Annotated in this window: 25 protein-coding genes; 6 read left to right on the top strand and 19 right to left on the bottom strand. The window is 65.7% G+C overall.

What is annotated here, in order from left to right; translation table 11 throughout:
* The first annotated feature begins 230 nt into the window (after window positions 1-230).
* The 4 genes from C461_RS02640 to C461_RS02625 all read left to right on the top strand — a co-directional run bounded on the left by C461_RS02640 (window position 231) and on the right by C461_RS02625 (window position 5,745).
* Window positions 231-1,988, top strand: a complete 1,758-nt coding sequence (locus tag C461_RS02640; RefSeq protein ID WP_007998418.1) for a 2-oxoacid:acceptor oxidoreductase subunit alpha — start codon at window positions 231-233, stop codon at window positions 1,986-1,988.
* 3 nt (window positions 1,989-1,991) lie between these two features.
* Complete coding sequence (locus tag C461_RS02635; RefSeq protein WP_007998417.1) at window positions 1,992-2,855, top strand: 2-oxoacid:ferredoxin oxidoreductase subunit beta; 864 nt, start codon at window positions 1,992-1,994, stop codon at window positions 2,853-2,855.
* 372 nt (window positions 2,856-3,227) lie between these two features.
* Window positions 3,228-4,463, top strand: coding sequence for a digeranylgeranylglycerophospholipid reductase (locus C461_RS02630; protein ID WP_007998415.1), 1,236 nt, complete (start codon window positions 3,228-3,230; stop codon window positions 4,461-4,463).
* 118 nt (window positions 4,464-4,581) lie between these two features.
* Window positions 4,582-5,745, top strand: a complete 1,164-nt coding sequence (locus tag C461_RS02625) for an acyl-CoA dehydrogenase family protein (protein ID WP_007998413.1) — start codon at window positions 4,582-4,584, stop codon at window positions 5,743-5,745.
* 158 nt (window positions 5,746-5,903) lie between these two features.
* Here the strand turns inward: C461_RS02625 and citZ are convergent, their stop codons facing one another.
* The 6 genes from citZ to alaS form a co-directional block, all read right to left on the bottom strand.
* Window positions 5,904-7,052, bottom strand: a complete 1,149-nt coding sequence (citZ, locus tag C461_RS02620) for a citrate synthase (protein ID WP_007998410.1) — start codon at window positions 7,050-7,052, stop codon at window positions 5,904-5,906.
* Window positions 7,053-7,197: 145 nt separating this feature from the next.
* Window positions 7,198-9,093 (bottom strand): PINc/VapC family ATPase, encoded by a 1,896-nt coding sequence (locus C461_RS02615; protein ID WP_007998407.1) that lies wholly within the window; start codon window positions 9,091-9,093, stop codon window positions 7,198-7,200.
* 67 nt (window positions 9,094-9,160) lie between these two features.
* Complete coding sequence (locus C461_RS02610; RefSeq protein ID WP_007998406.1) at window positions 9,161-9,814, bottom strand: DUF2062 domain-containing protein; 654 nt, start codon at window positions 9,812-9,814, stop codon at window positions 9,161-9,163.
* A 139-nt stretch (window positions 9,815-9,953) separates the two neighbouring features.
* Complete coding sequence (locus C461_RS02605) at window positions 9,954-10,667, bottom strand: type 1 glutamine amidotransferase (protein ID WP_007998405.1); 714 nt, start codon at window positions 10,665-10,667, stop codon at window positions 9,954-9,956.
* A 130-nt stretch (window positions 10,668-10,797) separates the two neighbouring features.
* A complete protein-coding gene (locus tag C461_RS02600; RefSeq protein WP_007998404.1) occupies window positions 10,798-11,604 on the bottom strand; it encodes an alpha/beta fold hydrolase in 807 nt (268 codons plus the stop codon).
* Window positions 11,605-11,626: 22 nt separating this feature from the next.
* Complete coding sequence (gene alaS, locus C461_RS02595) at window positions 11,627-14,404, bottom strand: alanine--tRNA ligase (RefSeq protein ID WP_007998403.1); 2,778 nt, start codon at window positions 14,402-14,404, stop codon at window positions 11,627-11,629.
* A gap of 232 nt (window positions 14,405-14,636) precedes the next feature.
* Between alaS and srp19 the strand changes: the two genes are divergently transcribed.
* Complete coding sequence (gene srp19 / locus C461_RS02590; protein ID WP_007998402.1) at window positions 14,637-14,915, top strand: signal recognition particle subunit SRP19; 279 nt, start codon at window positions 14,637-14,639, stop codon at window positions 14,913-14,915.
* Window positions 14,916-14,917: 2 nt separating this feature from the next.
* Window positions 14,918-15,148 carry an H/ACA ribonucleoprotein complex subunit GAR1 gene (locus C461_RS02585; RefSeq protein WP_007998401.1) on the top strand — a complete coding sequence of 77 codons (231 nt, stop codon included), beginning with the start codon at window positions 14,918-14,920 and terminating at the stop codon, window positions 15,146-15,148.
* 7 nt (window positions 15,149-15,155) lie between these two features.
* Here the strand turns inward: C461_RS02585 and C461_RS02580 are convergent, their stop codons facing one another.
* From C461_RS02580 to purE, 13 genes are all read right to left on the bottom strand, one after another.
* The gene (locus C461_RS02580; RefSeq protein WP_007998400.1) at window positions 15,156-15,458 is read right to left on the bottom strand and encodes a hypothetical protein; all 303 of its coding nucleotides are present in this window, start codon (window positions 15,456-15,458) and stop codon (window positions 15,156-15,158) included.
* 90 nt (window positions 15,459-15,548) lie between these two features.
* Complete coding sequence (locus tag C461_RS02575; RefSeq protein ID WP_007998399.1) at window positions 15,549-17,060, bottom strand: NADH-quinone oxidoreductase subunit N; 1,512 nt, start codon at window positions 17,058-17,060, stop codon at window positions 15,549-15,551.
* Window positions 17,053-18,582, bottom strand: a complete 1,530-nt coding sequence (locus tag C461_RS02570; protein WP_007998398.1) for a complex I subunit 4 family protein — start codon at window positions 18,580-18,582, stop codon at window positions 17,053-17,055. Before C461_RS02570 ends, C461_RS02575 begins: the two co-directional genes overlap by 8 nt.
* Entirely contained in the window at window positions 18,582-20,630 is a 2,049-nt protein-coding gene (nuoL, locus tag C461_RS02565) for an NADH-quinone oxidoreductase subunit L (protein ID WP_007998396.1), read from the bottom strand. Before nuoL ends, C461_RS02570 begins: the two co-directional genes overlap by 1 nt.
* A gap of 1 nt (window position 20,631) precedes the next feature.
* A complete protein-coding gene (nuoK, locus tag C461_RS02560; protein WP_007998395.1) occupies window positions 20,632-20,934 on the bottom strand; it encodes an NADH-quinone oxidoreductase subunit NuoK in 303 nt (100 codons plus the stop codon).
* Complete coding sequence (locus C461_RS02555; RefSeq protein WP_049906234.1) at window positions 20,934-21,293, bottom strand: hypothetical protein; 360 nt, start codon at window positions 21,291-21,293, stop codon at window positions 20,934-20,936. Before C461_RS02555 ends, nuoK begins: the two co-directional genes overlap by 1 nt.
* Window positions 21,290-21,556: an NADH-quinone oxidoreductase subunit J gene (locus C461_RS02550; RefSeq protein ID WP_007998392.1), complete on the bottom strand. Its 267-nt coding sequence runs from the start codon at window positions 21,554-21,556 to the stop codon at window positions 21,290-21,292. Before C461_RS02550 ends, C461_RS02555 begins: the two co-directional genes overlap by 4 nt.
* Before the next feature lie 49 nt (window positions 21,557-21,605).
* A complete protein-coding gene (locus C461_RS02545) occupies window positions 21,606-22,067 on the bottom strand; it encodes a NuoI/complex I 23 kDa subunit family protein (RefSeq protein ID WP_006629674.1) in 462 nt (153 codons plus the stop codon).
* A 1-nt stretch (window position 22,068) separates the two neighbouring features.
* Window positions 22,069-23,142 carry a complex I subunit 1/NuoH family protein gene (locus C461_RS02540; protein ID WP_007998386.1) on the bottom strand — a complete coding sequence of 358 codons (1,074 nt, stop codon included), beginning with the start codon at window positions 23,140-23,142 and terminating at the stop codon, window positions 22,069-22,071.
* Window positions 23,142-24,806 carry an NADH-quinone oxidoreductase subunit D gene (locus C461_RS02535; RefSeq protein ID WP_007998384.1) on the bottom strand — a complete coding sequence of 555 codons (1,665 nt, stop codon included), beginning with the start codon at window positions 24,804-24,806 and terminating at the stop codon, window positions 23,142-23,144. Before C461_RS02535 ends, C461_RS02540 begins: the two co-directional genes overlap by 1 nt.
* Window positions 24,803-25,501 (bottom strand): NADH-quinone oxidoreductase subunit B, encoded by a 699-nt coding sequence (locus C461_RS02530; protein WP_049906231.1) that lies wholly within the window; start codon window positions 25,499-25,501, stop codon window positions 24,803-24,805. Before C461_RS02530 ends, C461_RS02535 begins: the two co-directional genes overlap by 4 nt.
* The gene (locus C461_RS02525; RefSeq protein ID WP_007998381.1) at window positions 25,501-25,917 is read right to left on the bottom strand and encodes an NADH-quinone oxidoreductase subunit A; all 417 of its coding nucleotides are present in this window, start codon (window positions 25,915-25,917) and stop codon (window positions 25,501-25,503) included. The genes C461_RS02530 and C461_RS02525 overlap by 1 nt, the downstream gene beginning before the upstream one ends.
* A gap of 148 nt (window positions 25,918-26,065) precedes the next feature.
* Window positions 26,066-26,680: a 5-(carboxyamino)imidazole ribonucleotide mutase gene (gene purE, locus C461_RS02520; RefSeq protein ID WP_007998378.1), complete on the bottom strand. Its 615-nt coding sequence runs from the start codon at window positions 26,678-26,680 to the stop codon at window positions 26,066-26,068.
* Window positions 26,681-26,835: the final 155 nt, after the last annotated feature.

Raw genomic sequence — 26,835 nt, 5'->3', positions numbered from 1 at the left:
CTGCGGCCGCAGATCCGATCGACCCGGTTCGACGGGCGTCGAAACCGCGCCGACACCGAGATTCGATCGTGAAGAATTTGGAAAACGATCGTCCAATTGACGCCCGCAATATCAGCGAATCTCTCGCTACAATTGACAATATTCGCGAAACGCTCCACGAACGTTCAGAAACGTGTCGGTGGCTCCTTCCAGAAGTCTTTTGATGAGTCCGGCGAAAGCTGCGACATAGCATGGCTGCGGACTTCAACTGGGCCGTCGGCGGGGAGGCCGGCGACGGCATCGACTCGACCGGGAAGATCTTTGCGCAAGCGCTCTCTCGGGCGGGTCGACACGTGTTCACGTCGAAGGATTTCGCCTCGCGGATCCGAGGCGGCTACACCGCGTACAAGGTGCGGACCTCCGTCGACAAGGTACAGAGCGTCGTTGACCGGCTCGACGTACTCATCGCACTGACGCCCCGGACGATCGAGGAGAACCTCGACGAGCTCCACGAGGGGTCGGTGATCATCTACGACGGCGAGCGGACCACGATGCAGGACGTCGAAATCCCCGACGAGATGATCGGGATCGACGTCCCGCTCAAGCGACTCGCGGAGGAGGCCGGCGGGGCGATCATGCGGAACGTCGTCGCGCTCGGCGCGGCCTGCGAGGTCGCCGAATTCCCCATCGAGAACCTCGACTCCGCGCTCGAAAAGCGGTTCAAGGACAAGGGTCAGAAGCTCGTCGACAACAATAAGGAGGCGGCCCGCGCCGGGCAGTCGTTCGTCGCCGAGGAGTACGACCACGAGTTCGACTACGACTTAGAGACCACCGACGAGGACTACGTCCTCCTCAACGGCGACGAGGCCATCGGGATGGGCGCCATCGCGGCCGGCTGCCGGTTCTACGCCGGCTACCCGATTACGCCCGCGACCGACGTGATGACGTATCTCACCGGCCGTATCGAGCGGTACGGCGGCCACGTCGTGCAGGCGGAAGACGAGCTGTCCGCGATCAACATGGCGCTCGGCGCCGCCCGCGGGGGCGCGCGGTCGATGACCGCTACCTCCGGCCCCGGAATCGACCTGATGACGGAGACGTTCGGGCTCATCGCGACGAGCGAGACGCCGCTCGTCATCTGTAACGTGATGCGCTCCGGGCCGTCGACCGGGATGCCGACGAAACAGGAGCAGGGCGACTTGAACCAGATGCTGTACGGCGGCCACGGCGAGGTCCCCCGGTTCGTGCTCGCACCGACGACGATCGCGGAGTGCTTCTGGAAGACGGTCGAGGCGTTCAACCTCGCCGAGAAGTACCAGCTTCCCGTCTACCTCACCGCCGACCTCTCGATGGCGGTCACCGAGCAGACGTTCACCCCCGACACCTTCGACATGGACGAAGTCGAGGTGGACCGCGGCTTCGTCGTCGACGAGGCCGACATCGACGGTCACATGAGCGAGTCGGGCGGCTTCCAGCCCCACGAGATCACCGACGACGGGATCTCGCCGCGGGCGTTCCCCGGCACCGCCGACGGCGCGCACATGTCCACCGGGCTCGAACACGACGAGCAGGGACGCCGGACCGAAGACACCGACATGCGCGTCGCGCAGGTCGACAAGCGCAACCGGAAAGTCGAGACGGCGCGCGAGCGTGAGGACTGGGGCCCGCGCGAGTTCGGCGACGAAGACGCGGACGCGCTCGTGATCACGTGGGGGTCGAACGAGGGCGCGCTCGCCGAGGCGATCGACCTCCTCGAAGAAGACGACCTCGCAGTGCGGGTGCTCTCCGTGCCGTACATCTTCCCGCGGCCGGACCTCACCGAGGACGTCGAAGCGGCCGACGACGTGATCGTCGTCGAGTGCAACGAGCGGGGACAGTTCGCGAATCTGGTCGAGCACGACGTCTTGGCGCGCGTCGACCGGATTAACAAGTACAACGGCGTGCGGTTCAAGGCCGACGAACTCGCAGACGAAATCAAGGAGACCCTCGAGGCGGGGGTGGAGGCGTAACCAATGAGCTCAGACATTCGATTCACCGACTTCAAGTCCGACAAGCAGCCGACGTGGTGTCCGGGCTGTGGCGACTTCGGCACCATGAACGGGATGATGAAGGCGCTCGCGGAGACGGGGAACGATCCCGACAACACCTTCGTCGTCGCCGGCATCGGCTGTTCCGGAAAGATCGGCACGTACATGCACAGCTACGCCCTCCACGGCGTTCACGGACGAGCGCTTCCCGTCGGAACGGGCGTCAAAATGGCTCGGCCCGACATCGAAGTGATGGTCGCCGGCGGCGACGGCGACGGCTACTCCATCGGTGCCGGCCACTTCGTCCACGCCGTCCGACGCAACGTCGACATGACGTACGTCGTGATGGACAACCGGATTTACGGGCTGACCAAGGGCCAGGCATCCCCGACCTCCCGTGAGGACTTCGAGACGTCGACGAGCCCCGAGGGCCCCAAACAGCCGCCGGTCAACCCCCACGCGTTGGCGCTGGCGTCGGGCGCGACGTTCATCGCGCAGTCGTTCTCTTCGGACGCGCTCCGCCACCAAGAGATCATCCAGAAGGCCGTCGAACACGACGGATTCGGCTTCGTCAACGTCTACTCGCCTTGCGTCACGTTCAACGACGTCGACACCTACGACTACTTCCGCGACACGCTGGTCGATCTGAAAGAGGAGGACCACGACCCGACCTCCCGCGAGGACGCGAAAGACGTGATCCTCGACTCCGAAAAGGAGTATCAGGGAATCATCTATCAGGACGAAGACTCCGTGCCGTACCACGAGCAGCACGGCGTCGACGAGGACATGTCCGTCATCCCGGACGGCGCGCCCGAGGGCGCGACCGACCTCGTCCGCGAGTTCTACTGACTGACGCGACCGTCCCCCGGCGGGTCGGCCGTTCGTCCTTGCTGTTATTTGTGCTCCCGTGACCGCCGGCGCCCGTGCTCGCTGCGATCGTATGGAGAAGCCGTGGTTCCACTCCGCCGGCGACTGAGCCTCCGCGTCGTCGGAGAGGCCGACTGTGCCGGGTCGACGCCAACTCTCCCGGGCGCGACCCCGTCGGCTTCGATGTCCGAGGGCGGTCGCTTCGAGCGTCTCGGCGCTCTCCGTGAATTGCGTTGAGCGTCTCGGATATTCCGACCTCAGACGATCGCCAAAATACGGTGACCGAAGCCGCGCAGCGGTCGTTCGCGGGGAGTTTCAGCAAGCCTAATTACGTGGGTCCGTATTGACGAGTATATGGTTGATCGCTACGACGTCGTGATCGCGGGTGCTGGGCCGGCGGGCGCCCAGTGCGCCCGCGATCTGGCGACGCGCGACTACGACGTCGTCGTTCTCGAGACGGAGCCCGAGGCCGACTTCCCCCGTCAGAGCAACAAGTCGACGGCCGGCACGTTCCCGTCGATGATGTCCTCCTTCGGAATCCCCGATGACGTGGTGATGTCGTACACCGACGACGTGGTGTTGGAGTCGCCGAACAGCTACTACGAGAGCTATCAGCCGGGAGCGGTGCTGGAGTTCGCGGATTTCAAACGCTTCCTCGTCGAGGACGGCCGCGAGAACGGCGCCGACTACTGGTTCGACGCGCGAGTCTCTCGACCCATCCTCGACGACGACGGCGTCATCGAGGGCGTCCGGTACAACGGCGACGAAGCGGTGTACGCCGACGTCGTCGTCGACGCGACGGGTCCCGCCGCGCCGATCGCGAGCGCGCTCGGCGTCGTCGATTTAGAGCGGAAAAACCAGGCCATCGGCATCGAGTACGAGATGGAGGGCGTCGAGATGAACCACCCGGAGTACGCCGACTTGCGGCGGGCGATGATGCTTCGGCTCGACCACGACATCGCTCCGGGCGGCTATTCGTGGATCTTCGCGACCGGCGAGGACACCGCGAAAGTGGGTATCTGTTACATCCAGAACGACCGTCACCGGGAGTTCGCTGACGAGGGGCAGACGGTCGACGGCTACCTCGAAGACTGGATCGAACGGGACCCGCGGTTCGCGGACGCCGAACGGATCGACGGGAAGGTCCACCGCGGCTCCGCGCACATCCAGATGCCGGGTGAAATGCACACCGACCGGTTCCTCGCAATCGGTGACACCGTTCCCACAATCGACCCGCTGTGGGGCGAGGGGATCCATAAAGGAATGAAGTCCGCCCGCGCCGCCGCCGCAACCATCGATCGGTGTCTCACGGACTCCGAGCGTCGCGTCGACGCCGACAGCCTCGCGGTGTACAAACGGCTGTGGCACCGCGACGTCGCCCCGCGGATGCGTGCCCGGCTGACGCTCACGCGGCTGTTGTACCTCGCGCCGAACGAACGATACGACCGGTTCATGCGGGATCTCCGCCGCACGGACGACAACGCCCTCGAAAAGGCGAATCAGGGCGATAAGACCGCGATGGCGAAGCTGCTTCACCTCGACGATATTCCGCTCCTCGCCAAGTTCGCCCGCGAACAGTTCGGATCGTAGCGGGACTCCTCGCGAGCCGAGCGCCCCGCTCCCGACGACTATTTTCGACCTACCGCCGACCGGGTGCCCGAGGACGCGCTCCAGAACCGTTTTGACCGAACGTCTCTCATAAACGATTATGCTCGATTACGTGGGGCTGGAGTCGGACCTTGGCGAAGAAGAGCGACTGATCCGCGACACCGCTCGTCGGTTCGTCGACGAGCGCGTCCGTCCCGATATCGGCGATCACTTCGAAGCGGGGACTTTCCCGACCGACCTCATCCCGGAGATGGGCGAAATGGGTTTTTACGCGCCGAATCTCGACGGATACGGACTCCCAAACGTCTCGGAGACCGCCTACGGTATCCTGATGCAGGAGTTGGAGGCGTGCGACTCCGGGCTCCGCTCGATGGCGAGCGTACAGGGCGCGCTCGTGATGTATCCCATTCACGCGTACGGAAGCGACGAGCAGAAAGAGCGGTGGCTCCCCGCGCTCGGCGAGGGCGAGGCCGTGGGCTGTTTCGGGCTAACGGAGCCGGAGCACGGCTCGAATCCGTCGGCAATGGAGACGCGCGCGGAGCGCGACGGCGACGGATACGTCCTCAACGGATCGAAAACGTGGATCACGAACTCGCCGATCGCCGACGTGGCCGTCGTCTGGGCGCGCGACACGTCTGCCGACGGGAGCCCCGTTCGCGGCTTCCTCGTCGAGACCGACCGAGACGGCGTGACGACGGCAGAAATTCACGACAAGCTCTCGCTGCGAGCGTCGATCACCGGCGAGATCAGCCTCCAGAACGCGCGCGTCCCCGAGGAGAACGTCCTCCCCGGCGTGAGCGGCATGAAGGGGCCGCTGTCGTGTCTCACGCAGGCCCGGTTCGGGATCGCGTGGGGCGCCGTGGGGGCGGCGCGCGACGCGTTCGAGCAGGCCCGCGAGTACGCGCTCGATCGCGATCAGTTCGGCGGTCCGATCGCACGCTTCCAGCTCCAACAGGAGAAACTCGCGGAGATGGCGACACAGATCACGACCGCCCAACTGCTCGCGTACCGCCTCGCGGAGCTGAAAGAGCGCGGCGAGATGCGCCCCCAGCACGTCTCGATGGCGAAGCGCAACAACGTCCGGACCGCCCGCGATCAGTCGCGGATCGCCCGCGAGATGCTCGGCGGGAACGGGATCACGACCGACTACTCGCCGATGCGCCACATGGCGAACATGGAGACCGTGTACACCTACGAGGGCACCCACGACATTCACACGCTCGTCCTCGGAGAAGATCTGACCGGTATCGCGGCGTTCGAGTGATCCGTTGCGCGGACGCGTGAGACGCCGGCGTCGTCCGTCGGACCCACCGGCGGCCGAGAAGTAGCGTCGCCGAGATTCCGCGGCGCGACCCGGCCGGAGCGTGGCCGGATGTGGCGGGGACGAAACCCGTTGCGGCCGAACGGCGAGAGATCAGCGGGTTATCGCTCGTCGATCGGGACGAACGAGGCGTCTTTCGGGCCCGTGTACCGCGCTCGCGGGCGGATGAGGCGGTTGTCCTCCTGGTACTCGACGACGTGAGCGATCCAGCCGCCGACGCGGCTCATCGCGAAAATGGGCGTGTACATGTCCATCGGGATCCCCATCGAATCGTACACCGACCCGGAGTAGAAGTCGACGTTCGGAGCGATGCCGTTCTCCACGAGCCCTTGTTCGGTGAGGTAGCCCTCGATCGCGGTCGTGTAGTCGAGCCACTTCGTGTCGCCGGACGACTCGGACAGATCGCGGAGCTTCTCTTCGAGGATCTTCGCGCGCGGGTCTTTGACCTTGTAGACGCGGTGTCCGAACCCGGGAATCCGACGACCCGCGTCGCGAGCGGCCTTCACCCACTCGACCGGGTCCTTATTGGACTCGTCGACCTCGTAGAGCACTTCCATCACGTCTTGGTTCGCGCCGCCGTGGAGTGGGCCGGAGAGCGCGCCGATCCCACCGATGACGCTCGAGTAGATGTCGGCCATCGTCGACCCGATCACCAGCGCCGTGAACGTCGAGGCGTTGAGTCCGTGGTCAGCGTGGATCGTCAGCGCCATATCGAACGTCTCCTCGCTGACCGCGTCGGGCTCGGTACCGGTGAGCATGTAGAGGAAGTTTCCGGCGTGCGAGAGGTCCGGGTCCGGATCGACCGGCTCCTCGCCCTGGCGTGCGCGTTCGAACGCCGCGAGGACCGTCGGGATCTTCGCCGTGAGCCGGCGCCCCTTCCGTCGCGTCGCGTCGAAGTCCTCCGGATCGGCGTCGACTTCGGGCTCGTACGCCGAGAGCATCGAGACCGCGGTACGGAGCGCGGCCATCGGGCACTCACCGGCGTCGGCGAGCGTCTGAATCGTGTCGAGCACGTCGTCGTCGACGTCCCGCTCGGCGGCGAGGTCCGCGGCGAACGCGTCCAGCTCTTCGCGCGTCGGTAACGCTCCGTGCCAGAGGAGGTACAGCACCTCCTCGTAGCTCGCGCCGCGCGCAAGCTCCTCGATATCGTACCCACGGTACACGAGCTTTCCGACCTCCCCGTCGACGTGGCTCAGCTCCGACTCCGCGACGAGGACGCCTTCGAGCCCGCGCTTTAACTCGACTGACATACACGAAGGTTCCGACCACCGCCAAAAAAGCGTTATCTTTCAGGAGGGATAGGCACCGACGATCGTCGAACCGTGAACAGTCGAACGACGGCGCGAGTGTCGGCTGGCCCGGGAGTACTTCAGAGAACTGTGCCGAGAGTGGCGATCAGCGGGCCGGAACGACCGTCACCGTCCGCTTCCGATCGATCGCGTCCTCGAGTTCCTCTGCGATCGCGGAGCCGCGAGACACCTGTACCTCGCCGCCACGACCGACGGTGGCGGTAAAGAGGTACTCGCCGTCCGCGCGGACCTCGACGGTCTCGCCGACGCCGCCGTCGACGTCGATGACGACGTGCCGGGAGGTGATCTCCGGCTGGACGACCGTCCCCCGCTCCTCGCCCGCCTGGCCACCGACCTGCTCGTTCGAGCCACGACCGCTCCCGGAGCGATCGGAACCGTCGCGACCGCCGGGTTTCTCGCCGTGCGTGCGGACGTCGATCTCGATCCCGAGCCGATTTTCGATGTCGCTGATGCGACCGCCACCCTTTCCGATGACGGTCCCGATGTCACCCTCGGAGACGTACACGATCGCCTGGTCGTTCCCCTTGAGTTCGACGTCGACGTGGCCGTGTGCGACCGAGCGGATCTCGCGTTCGATCTCCTGTTTGGCGATCCGACCCACGCCGGTCTCCGCCTCGCCTTGGCCGTCCTCGTCGTTCAGCGGCACCGTGACGACCTGCCGGTTGAACGTGTATATCTCGTACTCCGGCCGTCCCGTCTCGAAGTTCGACACCTGGATGACCGGGCGCGCGAGGTCCTCGGCGGTGAGCCCCGCGGGGACCTTCACTTCCGTCGTCACGTCGTAGACGGTGTGGACTTCGCCGGCCTCGATGTACACGACCGTGTCGACGATCTGCGGGATCATCCCGAGTTCGACGCGCCCGACGAGTCGCTGGAGGGCGTCGATGGCTCGCGACGCGTGAACGACGCCGACCATCCCGACGCCGGCCATCCGCATGTCGGAGAACACCTCGAAGTCGTTCGTTTTGCGGACCTCGTCGTAGATGGTGTAGTCGGGCCGGACCAAGAGCAGGGAGTCGGCGGTGTTCGCCATCTCGCCGCCGAGCGCACCGTACTGGGTGATCTCCGGGCCGACCTGCAGGTCCCGCGGCTTCTCCATCGTCTTGACCGCGTAATCGTTGTCGTTCAGGAACTCCGCGACGGCCTGCGCGAACGTCGACTTGCCGGCCCCGGGCGACCCGGAGATGAGCACGCCGCGCTTCTGTTCGAGGAACCGCTCGCGGAGTTCGTCCGCGAACTCGTAGTCGTCGAGCGTCGTCTTCGCGATGGGTCGAACCGCCGTGATCTCGATCCCGTCCGCGAACGGCGGACGAGCGACCGCGATCCGGTAGTTGCGGAACTGGACGATGTCCATCCCGTCGTCGGAGAGCTCGATGAACCCCTCGTTCGACTGTCGCGCGAGGTCGACGATGGCGGTCGCCCACTCTCGCATCTGTTCTTCGCCGGTCGGTTCCTCGTCGATGACGACGTACCGCATCTCGCCGAGACTACCGCGTTTCGCCTTCGGCTTCGTCCCCGTCTTGAGGTGGACCGACATCGTCTCGTCGGTGAAAAAGTCCTGAATCGGCAACTCGTCGACGACGCCGCGGGCGACGGGTTCGACGTACTCGACGTCGATCCCCTTCGCGCGAGCAACTTCCGCCTGTACGATGTCGCTGGAGAGCAGCGTCGCCCCGTGATCGGCGGCGATGTCGCGGATCAGCGCGTCGACGTCGCCCTCGTGAGCGTGCGATCGCGCGTCGCCGCTGGCCCGCTCGCCGACGTACTCCAGCCCGATCGTCCCGTCGTCCGCGAAGTCGGCGAGCCGTTTGAGCTCGCTCAACCCGTCCCAGCCCGATTCCAGTCCGTCGTTGGCCTGCGACTCCAACTCGCCGACGACGGCCTCGGGGACGAGCACCGTCACCCCCTCGTACGAGCCGTCTGCGACGCGTTCGGACACGCGGCCATCGATGACCGCACTGGTGTCCGGTACTACGTTCATACCGTGATTCCGAGCGGGAACCGTATAAGCGTGTTCGACCGGATCGCCGGCGGCTCCACCCCGTCGGTCACCGCTTGGATCCGTCCGCGGGTCCGACCGATCCCTCGTCGGAATCGGCACCGGAGCGACCACCGTCGGTGCCGACGCCGGAGGCGCGGTCGGCGGCGTCCGAATCGCTCTCGTGGACCTCAGAATCACCCTCCTCCTCGTCGTTGACGCTCGAGCCCTCCTCGTCGCCGCCTCCGACGACCCCCGTCACCGTGTCGACGACGTCCAACTGGCGGCGCTCGTAGGCCGTGACCACGCGGTGGGCCGCAACGTAGCTGACCGCGGCGGCGAGGACCGCGAGGATGACGTTTCCGAGGACGAGTCGGACGACGATCGGAGGGCCGGCGGACAGCGACACCGACGACGGCGTCACTCCCGGAACCGGTCCGAGAATGGTGGTGCCGAGTGCGAAGCTGGTGCCGTACACGCCCCATTTCACGACCGGATTGAAGACGATCACGGACGCGAACAGGGCGATGCGGTTGATCCGACTGAACAGCCACGCGAGCACGACGAACGCGATCAGCCCCGTCCCGAGCGTCGGCAGCATCGTGATGAACACGCCGAGCGAGAAGCTCCCCGCGGTCTCACGAGAGCTGTACTCCTCGGTGAACGACCGGTGGAGCTCGGCTTTCGCACGGGCGAGCAGTTCTCTCGCCCGGCGCAGAATCATTACTTCGTGGTACACCGCCCGTCGAAAAGTAGCTGTCGGCGTCGACGACATCCTCCGGATTCGCCCGCGGCCGGTCAAGCAGCTGCGATCGAAGACCGAGACGGACCGACCGAACCGGCCGTCGAGCCGTTCGAACCGACTAGTCGTCCGCGGTCGCGGCCGTCCGCTCTCGCTTCAGGCGGCGGGCGTATTCGGTGAAGTTGTCGAACAGCGCTTTCGCCTCGCAGGCGGCGTCGTACGCCTCGGGAGAGATCTCGTCGAGGACGGCGTCAACGCGAGCGTCGTCGAGCCGCTCTCGTTTTCCGTCCGTCACGTCGCGGGCCGTGTCGAGGTCGTACTCGGGATGGAACTGCACACCCCAGCAGTGTCCGTCTCGAAAGGCGTGAACGCCGTGCTCGTTCTCCGCGAGCAGCGTCGCCGTCGGCGGGAGTTCGACGACCGTGTCGCCGTGAGTAGTAAAGGCAGTGAACGACTCGCCGATGCCGTCGAACAGCACGTCGTCGCCGCGGTGTCGGATCGTGTTGTATCCGATCTCGAAGCCGTCCATACCGGCGACGCGCCCGCCGAGCGCCTCCGCGAGAACCTGGTGACCGTAACAGACGCCGAGGATCGGAACGTCGGCTGCGGCCGCCTCTGAGACGTAGTCGACGAGCGGCGGGATCCACGCCTCGTCCCAGTAGACGGACGAGCGCGAGCCGGTGACGACGACGCCGTCGAAGTCGGTGTGGTCCGGGAGATGACCGTCGGTGACGTCGAATTCGACGAGGTCTGCGTCGAGCTCCCGACGGAAGTTCCGGCGGGTGTTCGCGCCGTCGTGGGCGGCGTTCAACAGGGCGAACCGGAGTTGCGTCATCACCGGACACACGCGGGACCGACGCAAAACGGTTGCGACGGCGGGAAGCGCTACCGGCGTCGCGGAGCGACCGAGAGGGGCCGTCTGGTCGGGCAAGCGGAAACCGCCAGAGGCCGATCGGTCTCGGCGGTCAGTCGGAGAGCGGATCGGTCGCGTGTTCGGCCAACCAGCCGACCAGCGCGTCGTTGACCGCGGCCGACGCCTCCACGCCGACGAGGTGGCGCGCGCCCGCGATCGGGTGGAGTTCGCCCCGCGGCAACCCCTCGGCGAGCGATTCCACGGCGGGCTTCGGACACACCGTGTCTTCGGTCCCGTGAACGACGAGCGTCGGGGTCGTAAGCTCGTACAGGCGATCGGAGATATCGAAGCGCTCGACCGCCGCGCGGTGCGCCTCGAACGTCTCGCGGTCGGCGTCCTCGCCGAGCCGCCACTCGGCGATCTGCGGAAGCACGTCGGGGTGAGCCGTCCGGAACGCCTCCGAGAGCAGCCCGGTGAGCGATCCCTCGATCGACGCCGGTGACGACGGGTCGGCCCACACGCCGGCGGGGTTGTAGCTCTCGCCCGACGCCGGCGTCCCGATCACCGTCAGGCTCGCCGGCCGCGACGAAGCGAGCGCGTACGCGAGCGCGACCATCCCGCCGAGTCCGTAGCCGACGAGATGAGCGTTTCGGATCCCCTCGGCGGTACAGACGGCGTCGATGTCGCTCGCGAGCGCCTCGACGGTGTACGGCCCCGGCGGCGCATCGGAGCGGCCGACGCCACGTGTCTCCGGCGTAATGGCCGTGTGCGGCCCCGCGAGCGCGGCGTGCTGCCAGCCGAACTGCCACGCGCCCAGCCCGACGTCACCGCAGAACACCACGGCCTCGTCGGGGGCGCCCGCGTCGGGCGCGTCGACTTCGTACCGGATCGAAACGTCTCCGTTGGTCACGTCGGGCATGGTGTATGGGTGTCGCGGCGGGTTACGCCTCCTGCAGGCTCCGCAGCACGTCCGGCGCCGCCGCGAGCGCATCGTCGAGCCGATCGACGTCCGGGCCGCCGCCCTGTGCGAAGTCGGGCGGACCGCCGCCGCCGCCGCCGACGCGCGCGGCGAGTTCGGAGACGACCTCCCCGGCGTTGACGTCGATGCCGTCCGGAACACCGACGACGAAACTCGCGGAGCCGTCCGCACCGCTGCCGATCACGGCGATCTTCCCGTCGTCGACGTGGGCGTTCGCGGTCGCGCGCAGCTCGTCGGCGTCGCCGTCGAGCCGCTGGATCACGGCCGTCGTCCCGGCGATATCGGCTTCCTCGGCGTCGGCGCCGCCGGAAGCCCGCGCCGTCGCGAGCTCTTCTTTGAGCGATTCGATCTCTTTGCCCCGCGCCTTCCACTCCTCGAAGAACCGCTCCGCGGTCTCCGGCACGTCGAGCGGGTCGACGTCGAGCACGTCGGCGGCGTCGTACAGCGCGTCTTCCGTCCGCTGAGTCGCCTCGATCGCCGCACCGCCCGCGGCGAAGACGATACGCTCGACGCCGTCCTGGACCGGCTCCGTCTTCAGCACTTTTACCGCGCCGATCGAGCCGGTCCGATCCACGTGCGTGCCGGCGCACGCCTGCACGTCGGCGTCGCCGACGTGGATCAGCCGGATGTTCGTTCCCGGAGGGACACCGCCCTGGTACAGATCGAAGCCGTGCTCGGCCTCCGCCTCGTTGCGGTCGGGCCACTCTTGCCGCACCGGCACGTCCGCGCGGACGAGTTCGTTGGCGACGCGCTCGATCGCTTTCACCTGATCGCGGGAGATACGGTCGTAGTGGCGGACGTCGAGCCGCGAGGAGTCGATTCCCTTCTGTGCGCCGGCCTGTCGGATGTGATCGCCGAGCACCTCACGGGCGGCGTGGCCGATCAGGTGGGTCGCGGTGTGGTGTGCGCGCAGCCGATCGCGGCGGTCGCCGTCGACCTGACCGCGAACGAACTCGCCTTTGCCGGGATCCGCGTCGGTCCGGTGGAGGACGACGCCGTCGCTCTCTTGGACATCGACGACGTCGACGGCCGTCTCGCCGGCGGTGAGCTGTCCCCTGTCGGCCGGCTGCCCGCCGCCTTCGGGGTAGAACATCGTCTGGTCCAACACCACGTCGTACCCGTCCTCGCGCTCGAACACGTCGAGGACGATCGCTTCGAACTCCGTCCGGCCCTGGTCGTCGTAGAACAGCTTCTCCGTGTCGGGGAGGTCACCGAGCCGTTCGTCGGGGTCTGCGGCGTGGTCGGCCGCGTCGGCCTCCTCGTGACGGTCGGCGACGAGCGCGTAGAAGTCGTCCGGCACGTCGACGGTGGCGCCGCGGTCGGCGGCGATATCGGCGACCATGTCCGGCTGGATGCCGTGAGAGTCGTAGAGCTCTAAGAGCGTCTCGGTCGGGATCGGCTCGCCCGTTCCGGCGTACTCGTCGGCGAGCGACTCGACCTTCCGAGAGCCGCGTTCGAGCGTCTTGCGGTATTTCCGCTCCTCGGTGCGAACGATCTCGCGGATCGTGTCCCGGTTCTTGTAGCCGAGACGCTCGGCCTGCATGTCGACGAGTTCGTCGAGCGGGGCGTCGACGCCGGCCTCGTCGACGAGCCGCTTCATCCGTCGGAGCACCATCCGCGCGAGGTACCCCGTTCCGACGTTCGAGGGAACGATCCCGTCGCCGAACATGTACGCGAGCGTCCGGGAGTGGTCGGCGATCGCGTAGATCGCTTCGAGCGGTTCGACCAGCTCCCGCAGCCGTTCGACGTCGACGTCGAGCCGGTCGGCGATCTCGCCGCGCGCGTCTTCCACGTCGTCGACGTCGTCGATGTCGAGCCGACCGGAGAGCTTCGCGGCGCGGTGAACGAGCGCCTGCTCCTCCTCGGTGTGTTCGATCCCCGCGTTCTCTTTGAGGAAGTCGATCGCGTCGGGGTAGACGGCCTCGTAGACGGTTGCGGTCCCCTGGCTCATCCACGTCCACCGTTCGAGTCCGTAGCCGGTGTCGACGATGTACGTGTCCATGAACGAGTACGTGTTGCCGTCCTTCATCTCGTACTCGCCGTCCGGGTCCTGCTCCATACACATGAAGACGAGCGTCGCCAGCTCCGCGCCCTTGTAGATGACCTCGATCGCGGGACCGGCGTTCCCGCCGCCGACCCACGGGTCCTCGATATAGGTGATCTCCTCGAGGTCAGCGCCGAGGCTCTCGAACAGCTCGTCACAGTACTGCACCGTCTCGTCTTTCCAGTACACCTCGCCCTCGTAAGCGTACTCCTCGTCGGCGTCCTCGCGCGTGTTGAACGCGTGATGTGCCATCATCTCGAAGGCCATCGTGTGCCGTCCCGTCTTGCCGACGTTGTCGATGTCCTGCATCCGGATGCACGGCTGAGAGATAGTGAGGGGGTTCGCCGGCGGCGGGGTCTGCCCGGAGGTGACGAGCGGCTGGAAGTCGTAGATCGACGCCTGCGTCAGAAGCACGTCGTCGCGCCAGCGGTTCGCCGCGACCGGATACGGATCGATGCGCTCGTGGCCGTGGTCCTCGAAAAAGGAGAGGAACGCCTCGCGCATCTCCGACAGCGAGTACGGCTCCGGAAAGCCCGGGTCGTCGATAAAGCTGTAGTCCTCACACGGCGGCTCGCCGCAGCGTTCGCGGTCGGCGTCTCGGGTCCAGAAGTGGGCGCCACAGGAGGTGCATTCCTTCCGTTCGAACCCCTCTTCCTCGAAGTAATCGAGACGGTACTCCGCTTCGAGATCGCTCATTACACGAACGTGGCCCGTGTTCGTCCAAAAGGGTTCCGGGGTGGACCCCACTCGAGCGAGGATCTCGCAGTCCTCGTCCTCCCGATCACCGAGCGTATCGCCGACGCGCACGGCTGGCAGACGCGAGCGCTAGCCGGAGAATCGGGCGGCGCCCGCTTCGAGTTCCGGACGGCGTGACGGAACCGCCGCGACGGTCCGAAACGACCTTACGCCGCGCGCTCGCCTCTCCGATATGGTCGAGAACGTCGTCTATCCCGCGTACTTCGACGCGAACCGCTCGCGATCGGGCGGGCGTCGCGTCCCGATGGATCTGGCGATCGAAGAGCCGACCGTCGACGAGATCGCGAAGGCGGTCCAGCAGGTCGGCTACGACGCGGTGATCGAACGCGACAAGACGTACTCACGGGAGTTCGAACCGCGCGGTGCAGTCGTCGTACGGGGCACCGAGGACACGGCGAAAAACGATCTCGTACAGGCGATCGCCGCCTACCTCGGGGTCCTCCGAGAGTGACGATGCGACGCGTCGGCACCGTCGTCCGGACCGCGGGCGGGCTCGCGATAGCCCGCGCCGAGGCGGGCGAGGAACCGCCGCGGATCGGTTCCGCCGTCGTCAACGAATCGCTCGCCACGGTCGGTCGCGTCGTCGACGTGTTCGGACCGGTCGATCGACCGTACGTCGCGGTGACCCCGAGCGACGACATCGGGCTCCCAGTGCTGGTCGGCGGCAAGCTGTACGCGCGCTGAACGTCGACTACCGGTACGGGGACGCCTCGCTCGTATCGTGGTTCACGATCTCGAAATCCTTCAACGTCTTCGTCGAGCGGACCAGCCGCTCGGAGACGACGAACTTCTCCGCTCGGTCTAACCGCTCCCATTCGATCTCCGGCGGCGGTGACTCCTCGAACGCGCGAAACTGACGAAACACCGCCTCGTTAACGAACCGCTCGAACGACTCGCAGTTCGGACACGTCACGGAGAGGTGCGAGGTGTCGAACTCGCGAGTCATCGTGTGTTCGAGACAGTTCAGACACCGGTACGTCAGACTTCGGCTCATGGATCGATCACGGTCCGAACGCGCTAATACCTGGGGGTACCGGTGTGAAAAATACGGAAACAGCACGCTCAAAAACCGGATCGGGGGTCGCTAGAACAGCGCCGACGCCGCCGCCTCGGCGGTCTCGATGACCGGACCGAAGCCGGGCAGGAGCAGCACTGTCGCGACCGCCGCGAAGACGACCGCGGCGTACAGCGCCGTCGGTCGGACGTCGACCGCGTCGAGCGAACTCGACGATTCGGGGTCGTCGATGAACAGGGCCTTCACAACGCGGCTGTAGTAGTACAGCGAGATCACGCTGTTGACGGCGCCGAGAGCCGCCAGCCAGACGAACCCGTTGTCGATGGCGCCCATGAACAGGAAGTACTTCGAGAAGAACCCGGCGAACGGCGGCAGGCCGGCGAGCGAGAACATGAACACGGCCATCGCGGTCGACGCGACGGGCGCGCGACGGGCGAGACCGGCGTAGTCCTGGAAGGTCCGTCCGACGCCCCACCGCTCCGCCATCGCGACGAAGAGGAACGCACCGGTGTTCATGAACCCGTAGACGAGCAGGTGTGCCATCGCCGCACCCATCACCGCGCCGTTCCCGCTCCCGTCAGCCGAGAGCGCGGCGACGCCGATGAGCGCGTAGCCGGCGTGTCCGATCGAGGAGTACGCCAGCATGCGCTTGACCTCCTCTTGAACGGCCGCCGCGAAGTTTCCGAGCGTCATCGTTACCGCCGCGAGGACGCCGAACGCGAGCACCCAGTTGATGTCCGCGGCGAGCGACGCTCCGACCGGGAACGCCTCGGTGAACAGGCGGAACGCGACCACGAAGCCGGCCGCCTTCGACGCCGAGGAGAGGAACGCGCTCACCGGCGCGGGCGCACCCTCGTACGCCTCCGGCGCCCAGAAGTGGAACGGGACGGAGGCGGTCTTGAACGCGACGCCCCCGACGATCATCACGATGCCGAGACCGGCGATACCGACGAGACCGTCGAGTGACCCCATCGCATCGCCGACGTCGCTCAGGATGAGCGAGCCGGTCGCCGCGTAGACGAGCGAGATGCCGAACAGGAAGATCGCCGAGGAGAGCGCGCCCACGAGGAAGTACTTCATCCCCGCCTCGACGCTTCCGCGGTTCTTCTTGAAGAAGGCAACGAGCACGTACGACGGCAGCGACACCATCTCGAGGGCGACGAAGACGACTGCCAGAGAGTTCGAGACTGCCAGAAGCGCCATCCCCGTTGCCGCGAAGACGACCAACGAGTAGAACGCTGCCGGGTCGGCGTGGTCGTGGAAGTAGTCGTGGGCCGCGACGACCACGAGCGACGTGACGGACGCGAAGATGGCGGTGAAGAACAGCGCCATCGTGTCCACCTTGATCGCGTCGGCGAACAGGAGCACGGCACCGCCGGCGTCGGCGCTTCCGACACCGGTCACCGTGAGCCAAACCGTCGCCGCGAGCGCGACGAGCGAACCGAGCGCGGCGGCGACCGCACTCGACGTGTTCGACCGGGCGTCCGGTCGGACGGTGTCCACCAACAGCAACGCGAGACCGGTGAACGCGAGCAACAGGACGGGCAACAGCGCCGTCACCGGCGGAAGCACGTTACCCATCGATGCTCACCCCCTCGACGACGGGTACTGCAGCATCACGGATCATCTCGAAGAAGATGTCGGGCGCGACGCCAAGCACGATGATCGCCACCAGAAGCACCGCCAGCGGGGCGACATCGTGGAACGGCGCGGGGCCGACGTCGTAGTCCGTTTCGAGCTTGAACGGCCCGAACAGCGTGCTCTGCATCGCCGACAACAGATAGCCGGCGACGATAACGATACCGAACATCGCGAGCGCGGTGAACACCGGCGCGTAGGGGAGCGCCGGGGCGGACAGCGATCCCACGAAGATGAAGAATTCACCGGCGAACCCGGCCATCAACGGGAGCCCCATGTAGCCGAAGGCGCCGGCGACGAGGATCCCGACGGTGATCGGCATCCGGTCGGCCATTCCGGCCATATCGCCGACCATCCGCGTGTGGGTCGCGTTGTAGATCACGCCGACCGCCATGAACATCAGCCCCGAAATGAGGCCGTGTGCGACCATCTGGAACGTCGCGCCGCCCACGCCGTACTCGGTGAACACGATGAGCCCGAGGATGACGTATCCCATCGACGAGACGGAGGAGTACGCGACGATGCGTTTGAGATCTTTCTGAGCCAGTGCCAGCATCGCGCCGTAGATGACGCTGATGACGGCGATAGCAGCGATCGGGACTGCGAGCGCAGACGCCTGTTCCGGTAGCAGCGTGAAGTTGAACCGGAGCAGCGCGTACGTCCCCATCTTCAGGAGGACGCCCGCCAGAAGCACCGACACCGGTGTCGGCGCCTCCACGTGAGCGTCCGGAAGCCACGTGTGGAACGGAACGATCGGGACCTTGACCGCGAATCCGAGGAACATCGCGAGGAACGCGCCCATCGCGAGCGTTCCCGGGGCGATCCCGAACCACGACCCGAGTTCACCGGCCGCCAGCGCGGCCGAAATCTCCGGGAGCGCGAACGAGCTCACGGAATCGCCGAGTGCGAACACGAGCGACATGAATCCGATGAACATCAGGAGCGACGCCGCGTTCGTGTACACGAAGAACTTGATCGCGGCGTACTTCCGGCGCGGACCGCCCCAGATCCCGATGAGGAAGTACATCGGCACGAGGACTGCCTCCCAGAAGATGAACCACAGGAAGAAGTCGAGCGCGGTGAACACGCCGATCAGATTCGCCTCCATGAACAGCATGAGCCCGTAGAACTGGCTCTGCCGGGCGTCGATCGGCGTCCACGCGCTGACTATCGCCAGCGGGACGAGGAAGGTCGTGAGCACGAGAAGCGGGAGGCTGATCCCGTCAAGTCCCACGAACCACGAGACGGACCGACCGCCGACCTCCAACCACTCGATCTGCGTCTCGTAGGCGATGGTACCGCCCGTCAGGGCGTTTCCAGAGCCATTGAAGCCGGACCAGAGGTACAAGCCCCCGGCGAACGGGACGACGCTCAGTGCGAACGCGAGCCGGCCCGCCCACTCGTTCGGGGCGAGCAGCACGACGAGCGCGCTCGCGAAGGTGAACGCGATGAGCGCTTCAAGCATCACAGGAACCACCCCCCGGTGACGCCGAGCACCAGAATCAGCGCGACCAGCCCCAGCGTGAGGATCGCGGTGTACTGCGAGACGATCCCGGTTTGGATCCGCCGGATCCGGTTTCCGCCGAAGAGACTCACCGAGGAGACGCCGTTGACGACGCCGTCGATGATGCCTTGATCGAAGGTGTCGGCACCGCCTGCGACATCCTCAGTTCGATACGCGAGCCATACCTGCAGTTCGTCGAGGTAGTAGTTGTTGTACAGCACGTCTTTGATCCCGCCGAGCTTCGCCGTATGCTCCGTCGGCGACGGAACGTTGTAGAGCCGCCAGGCCACCAAGACCCCAGTCAGTGCGAGGCCAAGGGAGACGGCCGCGCCGACGAGCACCGTTCCGACCTCGCCGCCGACGAGGTACTCGCTGCTGTACGGGCCCAGATCCGCATAGTGGTGCGAAGAGAGGCCGTCGATGCCGCCCCATTCGTTGTCGAGCCAGCGGTGGAGCACGTCGATGCCCTCCAAGCCGAGCACCTTCTGGACCGGAACCATGTTGATGAATCCGGTGACGACAGCGAGCGTCCCGAGCACCGCCAGCGGCCCCTTCACGTTCCAGCGAACGGGTTCGGGGTCACGCGCGGTAGCGGAGCGCGGCTCGCCGTGGAAGGTCAAAAAGACCATCCGGAAGGTGTAGAACGCCGTCACGGGCACTGCGAGTAGTCCCATCAGGTAGCCGCCGAACAGCAGCGGTTCTCCGGGGGCGTGAACGAGTGCCTCGTAGAGAATCTCGTCTTTCGACCAGAACCCGGCGAACGGGAAGATGCCAGCGAGCGCGAGCGAGCCGGCGAGGAACGTGTAGTACGTCACCGGCATCTTCGATTTGAGTCCCCCCATATCCCACATGTCTTCGTTGTGGTGCATCGCGATGATGACCGCACCGGCGCCGAGGAACAGCAGGGCCTTGAAGAAGGCGTGGGTCGTCAAGTGGAAGACCGCGGCCACGTATCCCCCCGCGCCGAGCGCGAGCATCATGTAGCCGTACTGCGAGATGGTGGAGTACGCGAGCACCTGCTTCAGTTCGTCTTTCACGAGCCCCATCGTCGCCGCGAACAGCGCGGTGAAGCCGCCGATAAACGCGATGACCGCGAGCGTCGTCGGGGTCAGAGCGTAGAACCCGTACATCCGGGCAACGAGGTAGACACCGGCCGCGACCATCGTCGCAGCGTGGATGAGCGCGGATACGGGCGTGGGGCCTTCCATCGCGTCGGGGAGCCACGTGTGCAGCGGGAACTGTGCCGACTTCCCGACGACGCCGCCGAGCACGAGCAGGCCGACGATCGTGAGCCACGTCTGAAGTTCGAGACCGCCCGGGATCCACGCGACCGAGCCGGATCCGTTGAGCGCGGCGTCAGCAAGTGCGGGGAACGATCCTTCCCCGGCGAACGTCGCCGTACCGAACGTCGCGAACACGGCGACGACGCCGACGAGGAAGAAGTAGTCACCGAACCGGGTGACGAGGAACGCCTTTTTCGCCGCCGACGGCGGACCGGGCTCCCTGAAGTGGAAGCCGATGAGCAGGTACGAGCAGAGCCCGACCAGCTCGAAGAACATGAACGCCATCAGTAGGTTGTCGGCGACGACGAAGCCGAGCATCGAGGCCGTAAAGAGGCCGAGCCCGGCGTAGTACCGCGGCAGTCCCGTTTCTCCCTCGTCGTTCATGTAGCCGAGCGAGAACACGTGAACGAGCAGCGCGACGAGCGTCACGATGACGAGCATGAGCGCCGACAGCGGGTCGATCAGGACGCCGAACGTGAGTTCGATGTCAGTCGGCCCGATCCCGGCTCCGCCCTCGCTCGCCCAGTAGTACAGCGTCTCGTTGTACGCTCGCCCGCCCGCAACGGTCGCGAGCACCCACAGCGAGAGCAGGAACGATCCCGCCGTCGCGGCGATGCCACCGAAGGCACCGCCCTTCGGGAGGTACCGCCCGGCCCCGAGCGCGACCAGGAACGAGAAGAACGGTAAGAGCACGATCGCCGGAACGTATGCGAATGCGTCCACCATCTTACCACCTCATCTCCGTTGGAACAGTGACGTCGGTGACGCCGAAGTTGCGGTATAACACGAGTATGATGCCGATGCCGATAGCGACCTCCGCTGCGGCGAGCGCGATAACGAACAGCGCGAACACCTGACCGGTGAGGTCGCCGTAGTACAGCGCGAACGCGACGAAGTTGATGTTCGCGGCGTTCATCATGAGCTCGATGCTCATCAGGAAGTACAGTGCGTCACGACGCGTGAGCACGCCGAACAGACCGATACAGAAGAGTCCGACGGCGAGAAGCAGGTACCACTCGACGGGCACCATTAGCGCTCACCCCCGTCGCGGCCGCCGTCGGTAAACGCTTGACCGACAGCAGAGACGATCGATCCGCCCTCCTCGCGTTTCGCGAGGTAGACGGCGCCGTCGACGGCGACGTCGAGCGCGACCGCGGCGATCAGGAAGGCCGCGAGGAACCCCTCGGAGGGGATCGTCGCGACGCCGTACTCGCCGAGGTTGAACAGGGCGTATCCGATGTTGTGGACCACGGACGCGTCCTCCGAGAAGCCGGCGACTTCTGTGCCGAACTCCGCGGAACGGACCGTCACGACCATCACAGCGAACAGGAGCCCGACCGCTGCGGCGGGCACGAGTTGCCCACGGCTCCCAACCTCAGTATCACTCATACTCTACTCACCTCCGTTTCCGTATCCGATCGCGTGAGCATCACGGCGAACGTGACCAAAATCAGAACCCCGCCCACGTAGACGAGGATCTGCATGGCGGCGATAAACTCCGCCTGTAACATCACGTAGTGCACCGCGACGCTCGTCAGGGCACCGCCCAGAAGCAACGCGGCGTGGAACACGTCGCGCGCCAGGACGACCCCGAGGCCGAACGCCAGCGTGACCGCGGCGAACAGCCCGAACGCGATGGTAGTATAAACCATTGTGTTTGTCTCCTATGAGAATCCCTTTGAAGATTTCGAGACGCGCCCGTTACTGGTAGTCGACCTCGCCGTCTCCCTCTCCGATCCATGCGCCGCGATCGGGGTTGCGGGACTCCAGCGGGTCGATTCCCTTGTACCACGGGACGTTCTTGAGCTGTTCTTTGTTGAACACGAAGTCGTCTTTCGTGTCCGCGGTGAACTCGAAGTTCTGCGTCAGCAGGATCGCGTCGACGGGGCAGACCTCCTCACAGAGCCGACAGTAGATGCACTGTCCGATGTGGAGATTGTACTGCTCGCCGTTCCGCTGGTCGTCCTGCACGATCTGGATTGTATCGTTCGGACAGACGTTCTCACACTGACGACACCAGATGCACCGCTCCTGGCTGAACTTGTGGACGCCGCGGAAGCGCGGGCTCACCTCGGGCGCGTCCTCCGGGTATTCCACCGTGAACGTCTTCCCGTCCAAGGCGTGTTTCATCGTCGTCGCCATCGATTTCATGAGTCCGATCATATTACGCGATCACCCCCACGATTACGGCCGTGAGCACCAGGTTCGCGAACGACAGCACCAGCATTCCCTTCCAACCGATCTCGATCAGCTGGTCGATACGGACGCGCGGCAGCGCAGAGCGGGCCCACTGCGTGAACAGGAAGAAGCCCCAGATCTTCACCACGAACCAAATGAAGCCGATGCTCTCCGGACCGGGACCGGATGCGCCACCGAGGAACGTCACCGCGAGGATCGCACCACCGAGGAAGATGTGTACGAACTCGCCGAGGTAGAAGAGGACGAAGTACGCTGAGGAGTACTCCGTCTGGTACCCGGCGACGATTTCCGTCGGCGCCTCGGGGATATCGAACGGGTTCCGCCCGATTTCCGCCATGTTCGCGGTGAGGAACAGCACGAACGCGAACGGGTTCACGAACGCGTACCACGCCGGGATATCGAACCCGGCGATCGTCACGAGCGTCTCCGTCTGCGCGCCGACGATACCGCTCATCTGGAGCGTGCCCGCGAAGATCACCACGGACATCGCCGTGACGATAAGCGGGATCTCGTACGCGAGGTTCTGCGCGACCGCGCGGAGCCCGCCGAGCAGCGAGTACTTGTTATTCGACGCGTAGCCGGCCATCACCAGCGACACGGAGGCGATGGAGGCGAACGCGAACACCAGCGCGAACCCGACCTCGGGGTCGGCGAGCTGGAAGTTGATCGGGCCGAGACGACCCATCGGAATCACCGAGAATCCGAGCAGCGCCGACGCCGGCAGGATGATCGGCGCGATGTCCCACGTGGGACGGTCGACGCCCTCAGGAACGATGAGCTCCTTCGCGAGCAGTTGGACGGCGGCCGCCGGGATAATCAGGAGCCCGAACGGGCCGACGCGGTTGACCGCGAGGCGGTCGGTGAACGCCGCTGTGATCTTCCGTTTGGCCCACGGGCCGGCGACGCCGGTGAACGCGAGGACGATGTTGCCGACGACCGCCGCCGCGATCAGGGCACCAACGACCTCACCGAGCACGCCCGGAAGTCCGAGCACCTCGGCGAGGAACTCGGGAAACAGCTGAACGGATGACGCACCCATCAGCGATCCACCTCCCCGAGCACGATGTCGAGGCTGCCGAGTGCCGCGATGACGTCCGGGATGTACTCACCGTTGGACATCTCCGGGAGCGTCTGCAGGTTCGAGAAGCACGGCGACCGGATCTTGAACCGGGCGGGCTTATCCGTCCCGTCGGCGCGGATGTAGATCCCGAGTTCGCCTTTGGCGCCCTCGACGGCCCGGTAGATTTCGGTGTCGTCGTCCGGGCGGAGCGTGCGGGGCACGTTCGCCTGGATGTTGCGCTCGTCTTCGGGCCAGTCTTCGAGCAGGTCCACGCACTGTTCGATAATCTTCGCGGACTCCTCGACCTCGCGCATGCGGACGAGCAGCCGCGAGAAGTTGTCGCAGCCCTCCTCGGTGACGACGTCCCAGTCGAGTTCGTCGTAGTACCCGTACGGGTCGTCGCGGCGGAGGTCGTAGTCGATCCCCGACGCGCGAGCGACCGGTCCGGTCGCCCCGTAGTTCTTCGCGACCTCTGGCGGGAGAATTCCCGTGTCGATCGTCCGCATCTGGAAGATCTCGTTGGACGTAACGAGGTTGTGGTACTCCTCGACGGACTCCGGCAACTGGTCGAGGAAGTCCCGAGTGTTCGAGAAGAACTCCTCGCGCGGCTCCGGCAGGTCCCAGACGACCCCGCCGAGCCGGAAGTAGTTGAACATCAGCCGCTGGCCCGTCAGATCCTCCAGGAGGTTCTGGACGCGCTCGCGGTCGTTGATGGCGTACATGAACGTCGCGGTGAAGTCGCCGTTGATGTCGAGCGCGAACGTGGCGAGCGCGAGCATGTGTGCGGCGATCCGGCACATCTCCGCGCCCATCGTTCGAATGACCTGCGCGTACTCCGGCACCTCGATGTCCGCGAGGTCCTCGGCCGCGCGGGCGTACGCCCACTCGTTGAGCAGTCCCGCCGAAATGTAGTCCCAGCGGTCCGGGTACGGCATGATCTGGTGGCGGTACGTCCCGGACTGCGCCATCTGCTCTTCGCTGCGATGGAGGTAGCCGATGTCGGGCTCGACGTCGACGACCTGCTCGCCGTCGAGGACCGTCTTCAGGTGAAGCACCCCGTGGGTCGCCGGGTGATGCGGGCCGATATTGAGGAACATCGTGTCGGATTCGTCGTCCTTGTGATGCTCCTGGAGCGGATTCGCGTGCTCCGGCAGCGTGGCGATCTGCGGACGGTCCTGGTCGTAGTCCATCGACAGGGGGTGGCCCTGCCAGGTCTCTGGGAGCAGGATCCGACGCAGGTCGGGGTGGTCGTCGTACTCGATGCCGATCAGGTCGTACGCCTCTCGCTCGTGCCAGTCGGCGGTGCGGAACACCGGTTCGGCCGATTCCGAGACCGGGTGATCCTTGTCGGCGGGCACGACGATGCTAACCTCCTGTGTCGGGTCGTCGTACTTTTTCAGGTGGTAGATCGACTCGTAGCGGTTCTCGTACTCCTGGGCGGAGACCACGGAGAGGTGGTCGTACCCCGCCTGCTCTTTCAGGAGCGAGAGCGTTTCCTGGACGGTGTCCGGGCGGATAACGAACCCGGGCGCGTTCAGATGGTCGTCGCGGTCGACGACGAGGTCGCCGAGGAGCGCTTCCAGTTCGTCCGGCGTGCGCTCTACGGCCGCGTCGTCGGCGGTGTCTGGTCGTTCGAGGCTCATGGCGAATCAGCGAAGTTGTACCGCATGACGAGTTCGTCGTCGTCGATCTGGTCGGCGAGCTTGTCGACGAGCTCGTCGCGTTCGAGGTCCGAGAACTCCTCTAGCTCGTAGGGCTTGACGGTGACGGGTGCGGCCTCGCCGTTGGCGATGCGCTCCTGCAGCTTCACGACGCCGTACACGAGCGCCTCGGGGCGAGGCGGACAGCCGGGGACGTGGATGTCGATCGGGATGACCTCCTCGGCGCCCTTGATCACGTTGTACCCCTCCTGGAACGGGCCGCCGGAGATGGTACACGAGCCCATACCGACCACGAACTTCGGCTCGGGCATCTGGTCGTAAACGCGCTTCATCCGCGGGGCGAACTTCGAGACGATCGTCCCGGGGACGATCATCACGTCGGCCTGGCGCGGCGAGGCGCGGGGAACCCCGCTGCCGAAGCGGTCGAGGTCGTGTTTCACCGCGTAGGTGTGCATCATCTCGATACTGCAGCAGGCGATGCCGAACTGCAGCATGAACATCGAGGATCCGCGACACCAGTTGAGGAACTTGTCGAACTTGGTGAGGATGAACGGCGAGGAGCCGAACGCCTCACGCAGCCGGGAGTTGAACCGATCTCCCTGACCCGACATGCGGCTGTCTCGGGTCTCGGTTACGACTCGCGATTCGTCGGTGATAAATGGTTGATCGCTGCTCATTAGTTGGGGTCACGCTCCGTCTTTCTACTGGTCGCGCGGGGACTCCGGGCCCAACTGATTGCGCCCGACCGCCACGCCCAGACGAGCCCGATCGCGAGGACGCCGACGAAGGCCAACATCGGCCACAGTAGGTCGATCATCGGGACGCCAGCCTCGATGGCCGGGCGGTAGATGACGGCCCAGGGGAACAGCAGCACGGTCTCGATGTCGAACACGACGAACAACAACGCGACCATGTAGTACTGGATGTTGAACCGGATCCGCGTCGTGCCCGTCGGGGTCTCGCCGGACTCGTAGGTGGTACTTTTGCCGGTCTCAGGCACGCTCGGACGAAGTAACGCCGACACCGTCATCATCCCTAACGGGATGAACAGGCCGACGACCGCCAAGGCGCCGATAGCTATCCAATCGCTCATATAGGTCTGTAACGTGCGAGGGTTTGGACCGCCCCCTCATAAGCGTTGAGTCTTCATCGCATCGGGGCCACGCGCCCGAAACCGTCCGGGAGCGCTCCCGTGGCTCATCCGGCGATCCGTCCGCTTTCGGTTCGGTCTCCGATACGTCTCAGTCGTCCCGATCACGGAACCCGTCGATCCCGAGATCGTGGAGGTCAGCTGAGACGTCCGCGACGCCGCCTTTCAGGTTTTCGTGGTACTCGACCAGTCGCGTCTCGATCGCGTCGTGCTCGCGCGCGAGCACCTGCGCGGCCGACAGCCCCGCGTTGAACGACTTGCCGGCGTCGACGGCGACTATCGGGGCGCCGGTGGGCATCCCGATGACGGAGTCCACGGACTTCTCTTGGACCGGCACGCCGATCACGGGGATCGGGTAGGCGATCGACGCGGTCATGTTCGGCAGATCGGCCGACTTCCCGCCGGCGCCGGCGACGATAACGTCGAGTCCGCGGGCGGCCGCCGTCTCCCCGTAGGCGTACATGAGCTCCGGGGTCCGGTGTGCGGAGACGACGTAGCTCTCGTAGGTGAACCGCTCGTCCGGCGCCTCGTGGAAATCGGTCTGCTCGGCGAATCCGAGTTCGTCGAGCGCGTCGTACGCACCCTCCATGACGGGGAGGTCCGAGTCCGAACCCATGATGATCCCGACGTCGGGGGTCGTCTCCGGGTCGGCGTCGGCCGCCGCGTCCGCTTCGAGCCGGTCGATGAGGTCCTGCACCGTAGTCATGGAGGTGCGTTCGGTGGAGGGTTACAAGGAACCCCCGGATGCGGCGATACCCGATGAGACAGCCGGTGTGATCGCCTCCTGATCGACTGCGGGAGTGGGTGTAGCAGAACGGTTGAGTGATTGTTTATAAGCGAAGCAGTGGTGTTGCTGTCGGC

Source organism: Halorubrum aidingense JCM 13560 (genome assembly GCF_000336995.1).
Classification (GTDB): Archaea; Halobacteriota; Halobacteria; order Halobacteriales; family Haloferacaceae; genus Halorubrum; species Halorubrum aidingense.
The sequence above is the reverse complement of the archived record's forward strand: the minus strand, read 5'-3'. Positions and strand labels throughout refer to the sequence as shown.

Bases quoted from the DNA above. Each gene is read 5' to 3' on its own strand.
- C461_RS02570 (WP_007998398.1), bottom strand. From the start codon at position 18,582: ATGCTTGAAGCGCTCATCGCGTTCACCTTCGCGAGCGCGCTCGTCGTG.
- C461_RS02640 (WP_007998418.1), top strand. From the start codon at position 231: ATGGCTGCGGACTTCAACTGGGCCGTCGGCGGGGAGGCCGGCGACGGC.
- C461_RS02575 (WP_007998399.1), bottom strand. From the start codon at position 17,060: ATGGGTAACGTGCTTCCGCCGGTGACGGCGCTGTTGCCCGTCCTGTTG.
- alaS (WP_007998403.1), bottom strand. From the start codon at position 14,404: ATGAGCGATCTCGAAGCGGAGTACCGTCTCGATTACTTCGAGGAAGAG.
- C461_RS02545 (WP_006629674.1), bottom strand. From the start codon at position 22,067: ATGATCGGACTCATGAAATCGATGGCGACGACGATGAAACACGCCTTG.
- C461_RS02535 (WP_007998384.1), bottom strand. From the start codon at position 24,806: ATGAGCCTCGAACGACCAGACACCGCCGACGACGCGGCCGTAGAGCGC.
- C461_RS02630 (WP_007998415.1), top strand. From the start codon at position 3,228: ATGGTTGATCGCTACGACGTCGTGATCGCGGGTGCTGGGCCGGCGGGC.
- nuoK (WP_007998395.1), bottom strand. From the start codon at position 20,934: ATGGTGCCCGTCGAGTGGTACCTGCTTCTCGCCGTCGGACTCTTCTGT.
- C461_RS02615 (WP_007998407.1), bottom strand. From the start codon at position 9,093: ATGAACGTAGTACCGGACACCAGTGCGGTCATCGATGGCCGCGTGTCC.
- C461_RS02600 (WP_007998404.1), bottom strand. From the start codon at position 11,604: ATGCCCGACGTGACCAACGGAGACGTTTCGATCCGGTACGAAGTCGAC.
- C461_RS02610 (WP_007998406.1), bottom strand. From the start codon at position 9,814: ATGATTCTGCGCCGGGCGAGAGAACTGCTCGCCCGTGCGAAAGCCGAG.
- nuoL (WP_007998396.1), bottom strand. From the start codon at position 20,630: ATGGTGGACGCATTCGCATACGTTCCGGCGATCGTGCTCTTACCGTTC.
- C461_RS02550 (WP_007998392.1), bottom strand. From the start codon at position 21,556: ATGGTTTATACTACCATCGCGTTCGGGCTGTTCGCCGCGGTCACGCTG.
- purE (WP_007998378.1), bottom strand. From the start codon at position 26,680: ATGACTACGGTGCAGGACCTCATCGACCGGCTCGAAGCGGACGCGGCG.
- C461_RS02625 (WP_007998413.1), top strand. From the start codon at position 4,582: ATGCTCGATTACGTGGGGCTGGAGTCGGACCTTGGCGAAGAAGAGCGA.
- C461_RS02555 (WP_049906234.1), bottom strand. From the start codon at position 21,293: ATGAGTGATACTGAGGTTGGGAGCCGTGGGCAACTCGTGCCCGCCGCA.
- C461_RS02525 (WP_007998381.1), bottom strand. From the start codon at position 25,917: ATGAGCGATTGGATAGCTATCGGCGCCTTGGCGGTCGTCGGCCTGTTC.
- C461_RS02540 (WP_007998386.1), bottom strand. From the start codon at position 23,142: ATGGGTGCGTCATCCGTTCAGCTGTTTCCCGAGTTCCTCGCCGAGGTG.
- C461_RS02605 (WP_007998405.1), bottom strand. From the start codon at position 10,667: ATGACGCAACTCCGGTTCGCCCTGTTGAACGCCGCCCACGACGGCGCG.
- C461_RS02635 (WP_007998417.1), top strand. From the start codon at position 1,992: ATGAGCTCAGACATTCGATTCACCGACTTCAAGTCCGACAAGCAGCCG.
- citZ (WP_007998410.1), bottom strand. From the start codon at position 7,052: ATGTCAGTCGAGTTAAAGCGCGGGCTCGAAGGCGTCCTCGTCGCGGAG.
- C461_RS02580 (WP_007998400.1), bottom strand. From the start codon at position 15,458: ATGAGCCGAAGTCTGACGTACCGGTGTCTGAACTGTCTCGAACACACG.
- C461_RS02585 (WP_007998401.1), top strand. From the start codon at position 14,918: ATGCGACGCGTCGGCACCGTCGTCCGGACCGCGGGCGGGCTCGCGATA.
- srp19 (WP_007998402.1), top strand. From the start codon at position 14,637: ATGGTCGAGAACGTCGTCTATCCCGCGTACTTCGACGCGAACCGCTCG.
- C461_RS02530 (WP_049906231.1), bottom strand. From the start codon at position 25,501: ATGAGCAGCGATCAACCATTTATCACCGACGAATCGCGAGTCGTAACC.